The sequence below is a fragment of the Undibacterium sp. JH2W genome (assembly GCF_049340425.1).
Classification (GTDB): Bacteria; Pseudomonadota; Gammaproteobacteria; order Burkholderiales; family Burkholderiaceae_D; genus Undibacterium.
Genome location: NZ_JBMPOT010000005.1, coordinates 368,310 through 374,309 on the forward strand (window position 1 = coordinate 368,310; position 6,000 = coordinate 374,309).

At 46.8% G+C, this 6,000-nt stretch carries 6 protein-coding genes and 2 pseudogenes; 3 read left to right on the forward strand and 5 right to left on the reverse strand.

Features of this window, described 5'->3' with window-relative positions:
• Positions 1-62 precede the first annotated feature (62 nt).
• Positions 63-695, forward strand: coding sequence for a response regulator (locus ACO0LC_RS09610; RefSeq protein ID WP_423002435.1), 633 nt, complete (start codon positions 63-65; stop codon positions 693-695).
• 56 nt (positions 696-751) lie between these two features.
• On the opposite strand, the gene ACO0LC_RS09615 is transcribed toward ACO0LC_RS09610, so the two are convergent.
• Positions 752-1,132: a response regulator gene (locus ACO0LC_RS09615; RefSeq protein ID WP_423002436.1), complete on the reverse strand. Its 381-nt coding sequence runs from the start codon at positions 1,130-1,132 to the stop codon at positions 752-754.
• Between the two features lie 343 nt (positions 1,133-1,475).
• On the opposite strand from ACO0LC_RS09615, the gene ACO0LC_RS09620 reads away from it, so the two are divergent.
• Positions 1,476-2,840, forward strand: coding sequence for a CHASE3 domain-containing protein (locus ACO0LC_RS09620; RefSeq protein WP_423002437.1), 1,365 nt, complete (start codon positions 1,476-1,478; stop codon positions 2,838-2,840).
• A 314-nt stretch (positions 2,841-3,154) separates the two neighbouring features.
• Here ACO0LC_RS09620 and ACO0LC_RS09625 read toward each other — a convergent pair whose 3' ends face one another.
• The 4 genes and pseudogenes from ACO0LC_RS09625 to ACO0LC_RS09640 all read right to left on the reverse strand — a co-directional run.
• Positions 3,155-3,871, reverse strand: a complete 717-nt coding sequence (locus tag ACO0LC_RS09625) for a Crp/Fnr family transcriptional regulator (protein ID WP_423002449.1) — start codon at positions 3,869-3,871, stop codon at positions 3,155-3,157.
• Between the two features lie 171 nt (positions 3,872-4,042).
• Positions 4,043-4,240 (reverse strand): hypothetical protein, encoded by a 198-nt coding sequence (locus tag ACO0LC_RS09630; protein ID WP_423002438.1) that lies wholly within the window; start codon positions 4,238-4,240, stop codon positions 4,043-4,045.
• 170 nt (positions 4,241-4,410) lie between these two features.
• A pseudogene (locus ACO0LC_RS09635) lies at positions 4,411-4,803 on the reverse strand (transposase); the annotation flags it as partial.
• 47 nt (positions 4,804-4,850) lie between these two features.
• Positions 4,851-5,675, reverse strand: a pseudogene (locus ACO0LC_RS09640) (IS3 family transposase); the annotation flags it as partial.
• A gap of 83 nt (positions 5,676-5,758) precedes the next feature.
• Between ACO0LC_RS09640 and ACO0LC_RS09645 the strand changes: the two are divergent.
• Positions 5,759-6,000: transposase (locus tag ACO0LC_RS09645; RefSeq protein ID WP_423002450.1), on the forward strand; the 242-nt coding region annotated here is incomplete at its 3' end.

Consider the following 6,000-nt stretch of genomic DNA (forward strand, 5'->3'; position numbering starts at 1 on the left):
CATAATGCCTTCTTGAAACAGTTTGATTTATTTTTTTGCTTCACAATAGCTGAAGGATGATTATGATACGTATAGCAGTCTGTGATGACCATCAAATTGTACGTGCTGGCTTCAAGCAGATATTTTCAGAAGTCAGCGATTTTGAGGTCGTCGCCGAGGCCACGACGGGCCGCGAAGCGCTGGATATCGCCAGGAAAGAAGCTTGCGATGTCATGCTGCTGGATATCAGCATGCCAGACCAAAGTGGCATTGATACCTTGCGTACCATTAAGCAAGGTCAGCCCAATTTACCGATATTAATTTTAAGTGGTTATCCTGCCCAGCAATATGCAGTCAATGTGATGAAAATGGGTGCCAGCGGCTATTTGAACAAGGAATGCGATGCCGATGAGCTCATCAAGGCAGTTCGCACCGTTTCAACCGGCCGCCGCTATGTGAGTGCAGATGTAGGTGAAATCCTGGCACAGGGTTTCGATCATGATGCAGGAACAGCTTTGCACACAGAATTGTCTGATCGTGAATTCCAGGTATTTTTAAGACTGGCCAAAGGTGAATCTGTCTCCGACATTGCTGTGACGCTATCGCTCAGCGTGAAAACCATCAGCACTTATCGTACCCGCGTCATGGAAAAAATGAATCTGCAATCCAATTGTGACCTGACTTATTACGCCATGAAGAATAATTTATTGGAATGAGGGATCAGGCTGTGTGTAGCCCGCATAGTGAGATTGGAATTGAGATTTGAGGAAATTCAGTGAGCCAGTGCCTGGATGTGGTCAACCAGATTATCCATTTCGCGGGATTTATCAAAAAAGCCTTCTGCCCCCAGTGACATGGTGCGCTTTTTCAAAGCATTGCTGGGGTTACTGGTAAATACCAGGCGTGAACCATAATGACGACCATCATTTTTCAAGCCTGACAATACCGCCAGGCCACTGCCTTCACGCAAGCCTATATCGACGATGGCGACGTCCCATTCTATAGAGCGCAACTGTTGCAAGGCTTCTTGTTCACTTTCTGCGAACCCGATGACTTCTATATTGTCCGTCTGCTGTAATACCTCGATCAGCACTGAACGAATTCTTTGCGCATCTTCGATTAAAAACACTTTTATTTTTTTCTTGTTGTCCATTTTGTTCCAAACTCTTACGAACTGAAACGCGCCGCGACAAGACCATTGACAATCATACTCTCTGGTCTTCCTACAAATCATTTTAAGGAGCTTGCCGTTGATTGGCAATAAACTTTCACGCAATCATCTGTAGGTGAAATCCTACTCACCTCGGCCCCCGGGGCTAGAAAAAAAATATCCGCATTTATGACACATAATTTGTCAATTTAAGGTATTGTTTTTCGTAGAAGATGAGCAAAAAAATTTGCTAATCGAAAGAAACAATAATGGAAATACGCATGCTTGATTTTAAATTTCTTCAACAATCAATTGGCAATTTCCTGTACTTATTGAGGAAGCTTTCATGAAAAAAAATGCATCTGCTTCTATTCCCCTTTACATCACATTTCTTTTTGTAATCTGTCTCTTCATTTTGATCGGCAATGCCTATTCTGCTTACCAGAACCTGGAAAAACTCAAAGCGAATAATGAGTGGCTGGAACATAACTGGAGGGTGAAAGACAAGCTGAAGAATATCAATGTGCTCATCATGGATTCTGAAAGTAGCCTGCGCGGCTATTTTATGTCTGGCAATGAAGTTTACTTGCGTCCGTGGGAAATCGCTAAAAGCAAGTTAAACAATGACTTTAAGGAATTGGAGAGACTGTTGCAAAGCCAGCCTGTGCAAATCAAGAACCTGGCAGAATTGCGCAGACTGTATGAAAGCAAAGCCAATTTTTTTGAAGCTGGTATTTCCACCTTTAGAGAATTTGGCCTGACCGGTGTCATAGAACGTGCCAAAGTGGGTGAAGGCCGGGAAGTCATGGATGAAATCAGGCTGCTCGATCTCATCATGGAAAAAGAAGAAAACGAAGTCTTGACAGAAAGACGTCAGCGTTTTTACACAGAATACAAGGATGCCTTGTTCTTTGGCACGGCGACCAATAGTATAGCCTTGTTGGTCCTGATTCTATTTTACCGCCTGATTTACCGCAGTTTTTTCAAGCAGCGCGGTATAGAAAATGCCCTCAAGACTGCCAATGATAATCTCGAAAGCACAGTATTAAAGCGCACTGAGCAATTATCGGTATTGTCGCACCACTTGCTGAATGTCTCGGAAAAAGAAAAAGCCCAGCTGGCACGCGAACTGCATGATGAGATGGGTTCAAACCTGACTGCGATCAGCATGGATATCTCGGTCGTCACTGAAAAGCTCAAGGACAAAGAGCCTGAACTGGCCAAGCAATTACAAAGAACCAAGCGCGCCTTGCTCGACACGGTGGATTTGAAGCGTCGCATTATCGAAGACTTGCGTCCCAGCATGCTGGATAACCTGGGGCTTTCTGCATCGATACAGCACTATTGTGAAGAAACAACCGCAGTGGCTGGTCTGGATTATGTCACCGATATTACAGAAGATTTTGACACCATAGACCCTGCCTGGTCGATTGCCCTGTTTCGCATCACCCAGGAATCGCTGAATAATGTCATCAAGTATGCACAAGCCACCAAGGTCAAGATCAGCCTGAAACGCACGGACAAGGGTTTGTGGCTACAGGTACTGGACAATGGCATAGGCATGCAGAAAGATGCCTTCACGAAGCCGAAATCACATGGCATCCTGGGTATGCGGGAACGCGCCTTGCTGTTGGGGGGCAGCTTTTCGGTTAAACCTGGCGAGAATAATATCGGCACTGCCATTGAAGCTTTTATTCCGTTCAAAGCATAAAAAACGCTGCCAAAAAATGGGCAGCGTTTTTTATGTCGCATCTGGTGGGTGATTCCTACATAAACCAAAAGACTGTCCCAAATTGAAATCCGCAAATGCCTCTATCGCAGACAGTACTGAAACAGAAGAGAAATCGGCACGATAGCAAACTGGTCTAAGCTGAGTAAATACATAAAGTGCGTGTGCAGGGTGCGCCGCGCGCGCCGCCTCCGTATCAAAATTGTTGTTTTTCCTCATACCCGGAAACGTATGCATCCTTCAAAAAATGGTGCGCATGGCGCATCCTGTAAAATGCAAGCCCATATCATCCAAGCTTACATGCTGGTGCATAATATCTGATCAAACTCACGCCTGGAAACACGATAACATTCACCAGCATGCATTTCCAGCCCCTCACGATCCAGCATGGTGATGTTGCCACGTTTATATTGTATCAAGCCTTCATGCTGCAATTTCCCGGCTGCTTCTGTCACGGTTTCACGACGCACTCCCAACATATTGGCGATCATTTCCTGTGTGACTTTCAATTCGTTGGTATGCAGTCTGTCCAGCCTGTCGAGCAACCAACGCGACAATTGCTGGTCCACGGAGTAATGACGTCCGCATACAGAATTTTGCGCCATCTGGGCAAATAAGGCCTGGGTATAACGCATCAGGATTTGCTGCAATTTCCCGCCTCTGGCATTCGCTTCTTTCAATACCGAAGCTTTCAGCTTATAGGCATTCCCCGCGCATTGCACCATGGCGTTGCCCAAGGCCCGCTCTCCCATCAACACGGAGATACCAAGCAATCCTTCATGCCCTGTCACGCTGATTTCAGTGATGCCGCCATCTGCCAACACATACAGTAAAGCGACAACAGCGGTGGTAGGGAAATACACATGGGATAGTTTTTCAGCATATTCATACAGCTCTGTATCGAAAGGCAAATGAACCAGTTCAAGATGGGGACGGAGAAAGGTGATTTCATCTTCAGGCAGTGCAGCGAGGATATCGTTTTGCATCAAATCGTCAAGCGCGTCGACGCCCATAGACACAGGTCCTGCGGGTGTGTAATCGATAGAATAGCGACGATGCAGTGTTCCACCAGAAGTGATGGACGGGAGTGCAGTCATGGAAATGTGGGTTTGAGTGCTGTTCATTTTCGTTCCTCTCTTAAAATATTCAACGCAGTACCTGTCATAGTCACGAGATGCATGCCATCATTTTCCTGGCCCAGACATCAACTCCTTTTTACCTGCTTCGTTGATGTCTTTCAGACTGATTACACTATAGTTTTTTTTGTGAAGAAAGGCATCAGAGAGCCCGGCAGCAACTTGTACGCTGAATGCGCTGCAGTTTGTAGGCGTGGTCCTACCTGAGAAGTTTTCCAGGAGTGAAAATGGCTGCCACGCTTTCATCTTGAAACTTCTTTTCTTGGTAGAGATAGACGTTTCAAGCCGTCCGCCGTACAGGTCAAACCTTGAGGATTCTCCCAGCAGAGGTGGGGGATTACCTTATTTATTCCTCATGAAGTTCCTCTTAAAAAAATGTAGCGCCTGTAAAACTAACTGTGTAAGTTCTCCCGGAGCTATTGGTGAGCGTTGATGCGCTCACCAAATTCGCTATCAAAGCGATTCAGTGCCTGTCGCCAGTGTTGTATAGGCATGGTCCATTTCTTCGCTGCCTGTTGTATCGCCAGGTACACCACCTTCATGGCAGAAGGATCATTGGGAAGCAGTTTTCTGCGTTTGGTGGCTGATCGAATGACGCTGTTAAGTGATTCGATGGCATTGGTCGTATAAATGGCCCTGCGTATCTCTGGCGGATACTCGAAGATGGTCCGTAGATTGGGCCAGTGGTTTGTCCATGATTTGGCAATCTGCGGATACTGATGATTCCACAGCCCAGCAAAGCGTTCCAGTTCTGCCAATGCCTGCTCTTCAGTGGCAGACTGGTAGATGCGCTTTAAATCGGCGGTGACTTCCCTGTTGAGCTTCCCTCGATATTTCGTCCACCATCGGATGGGAATTATGCTGCCAATTGTTGCTGATGCTGCTCATTAATCCACCGTTCCAAATATTGGATTGGTGATTGGTAGCCCAGTGGTGAGTGCTGCCTCTTGCGATTATAAAAGACTTCGATATATTCGAAACTGTTTGCTCTCATTTCTGCATGTGTTGCATAGCGTTTTCCGTGGATGCGTTCGTTCTTGGAACTGTTGAACCAGCTTTCTGTTGGTGCGTTGTCCCAGCAATTGCCCTTGCGGCTCATCGAGCAGACCATGCCATATTCTGAGAGCTTGTCCTGGAATACCTTGCTGGCGCACTGGCTACCCCGGTCCGAATGGTGTAATACTCCAGGTGCTGGCCTGCTGCGAAACCAGGCCATTGTCAACGCATCTGTTACCAGGTCACTGGTCATTTTCGGTTTGAGTGACCAACCTATCACTTCACGGTTAAGCAAATCCAGCACAATGGCAAGATAAAGCCAGCCTTCATCTGTACATAGATAAGTGATATCTAAGGTCCAGACCTGATTTGACTTTTCTGGCGTAAATTGACGGTTGAGCAAGTTGGTTGCAACCGGTAAGCCATGCCTTGAGTCAGTTGTTACCTGGTAGCGCCGTTTGTGACGAGCCCGGATGCCGTTGTCATGCATAAGCCTTTCCACTCTTGCCTTACTGGCCCTGAAGCCACGCAGGCGTAGCTCTCTGAGCATACGTAGGCTGCCATAGGCACCTTTGATTTCAGCGTGAAGTAGGATCAGAGTGAGCATCTGATCCTCCGTTAAACGCTTGCTGGCAGGCTTGCCGCCATGTTTCCAAGCGCGGTAGCCACTTAGACTCACATCCAAAGAGCCTGTAAATAAAAGTGTGTAAGTAATTCTGGTAGATGAACCTCCTATAATGAGGAATTGCCAAAATGACGACAAACGCCATGGAAAGAAGCAAACTGCAGGCGCTGGCCAAAGAGCTAGCGAAAGACATCAAGACTGAAGCTGATTTGAATGCGTTTTCCCGTGAGCTGCTCAAGCTCACGGTGGAAACAGCGTTCAATGCAGAACTGACCGAGCACCTCTTCTACGAGAGGCATCAGGACAGCACGCCAGGCAAGGGAAATACCCGTAACGGCAGCACTGTCAAACGCCTCAAAGGCCAGCATGGTGAAGTCGAGATAGA

Excerpts from the sequence above, each read along its gene's own strand:
- ACO0LC_RS09610 (WP_423002435.1), top strand. The coding sequence starts at position 63 with ATGATACGTATAGCAGTCTGTGATGACCATCAAATTGTACGTGCTGGC.
- ACO0LC_RS09615 (WP_423002436.1), bottom strand. The coding sequence starts at position 1,132 with ATGGACAACAAGAAAAAAATAAAAGTGTTTTTAATCGAAGATGCGCAA.
- ACO0LC_RS09620 (WP_423002437.1), top strand. The coding sequence starts at position 1,476 with ATGAAAAAAAATGCATCTGCTTCTATTCCCCTTTACATCACATTTCTT.
- ACO0LC_RS09625 (WP_423002449.1), bottom strand. The coding sequence starts at position 3,871 with ATGGGCGTCGACGCGCTTGACGATTTGATGCAAAACGATATCCTCGCT.
- ACO0LC_RS09630 (WP_423002438.1), bottom strand. The coding sequence starts at position 4,240 with ATGAAAGCGTGGCAGCCATTTTCACTCCTGGAAAACTTCTCAGGTAGG.